The following is a 1,328-nucleotide window of genomic DNA, read 5'->3' as shown; positions in this document are numbered from 1 at the left end:
AAATAAAAGCTCCTTAGAAAGGAGGTGATCCACCCGCACCTTCCGGTACGGGTACCTTGTTACGACTTCGTCCCAATCGCCGATCCCACCTTCGACGGCTCCCTAACAAGTTTGGGCCACCGGCTTCGGGTGTTACCAACTTTCATGACGTGACGGGCGGTGTGTACAAGGCCCGGGAACGTATTCACCGCAGCATTGCTGATCTGCGATTACTAGCGACTCCGACTTCATGGGGTCGAGTTGCAGACCCCAATCCGAACTAAGGCCGGCTTTCAGCGATTCGCTCCACCTCACAGTGTCGCTGCGCGTTGTACCGACCATTGTAGCATGTGTGAAGCCCTGGACATAAGGGGCATGATGATTTGACGTCATCCCCACCTTCCTCCGAGTTGACCCCGGCAGTCTCTCATGAGTCCCCAACCAAATGCTGGCAACATAAGACAAGGGTTGCGCTCGTTGCGGGACTTAACCCAACATCTCACGACACGAGCTGACGACAACCATGCACCACCTGTACACCAGCCACAAAGGGAAACTACATCTCTGCAGCGATCCAGTGTATGTCAAGCCCAGGTAAGGTTCTTCGCGTTGCATCGAATTAATCCACATGCTCCGCCGCTTGTGCGGGCCCCCGTCAATTCCTTTGAGTTTTAGCCTTGCGGCCGTACTCCCCAGGCGGGGCGCTTAATGCGTTAGCTACGGCACGAAAGTCGTGAAAAGACCCTCACACCTAGCGCCCACCGTTTACGGCATGGACTACCAGGGTATCTAATCCTGTTCGCTACCCATGCTTTCGCTCCTCAGCGTCAGTAACTGCCCAGTAACCTGCCTTCGCCATCGGTGTTCCTCCTGATATCTGCGCATTTCACCGCTACACCAGGAATTCCAGTTACCCCTACAGTACTCAAGTTATGCCCGTATCGCCTGCACGCCCGGAGTTAAGCCCCGGAATTTCACAGACGACGCGACAAACCACCTACGAGCCCTTTACGCCCAGTAATTCCGGACAACGCTCGCACCCTACGTATTACCGCGGCTGCTGGCACGTAGTTAGCCGGTGCTTCTTATCTAGGTACCGTCACAAAAAGCTTCGTCCCTAGCGAAAGGAGTTTACAACCCGAAGGCCGTCATCCCCCACGCGGCGTCGCTGCATCAGGCTTGCGCCCATTGTGCAATATTCCCCACTGCTGCCTCCCGTAGGAGTCTGGGCCGTATCTCAGTCCCAATGTGGCCGTCCACCCTCTCAGGCCGGCTACCCGTCGCCGCCTTGGTAGGCCATTACCCCACCAACAAGCTGATAGGCCGCGAGCTCATCCTACACCGAAAAA

Annotated in this window: 1 rRNA gene; it reads right to left on the bottom strand. The window is 56.1% G+C overall.

Annotated elements, in window-relative coordinates:
- Positions 1 to 17: 17 nt before the first annotated feature.
- Positions 18 to 1,328 (bottom strand): 16S ribosomal RNA (locus tag MHY22_RS11435); the annotation flags it as partial.

Origin of the sequence: Corynebacterium sp. ACRPO (genome assembly GCF_022347205.1) — a bacterium.
Taxonomy (GTDB): Bacteria; Actinomycetota; Actinomycetes; order Mycobacteriales; family Mycobacteriaceae; genus Corynebacterium.
Note: the sequence above shows the minus strand (reverse complement) of the source record. Positions and strands in the feature narration are given on the sequence as shown.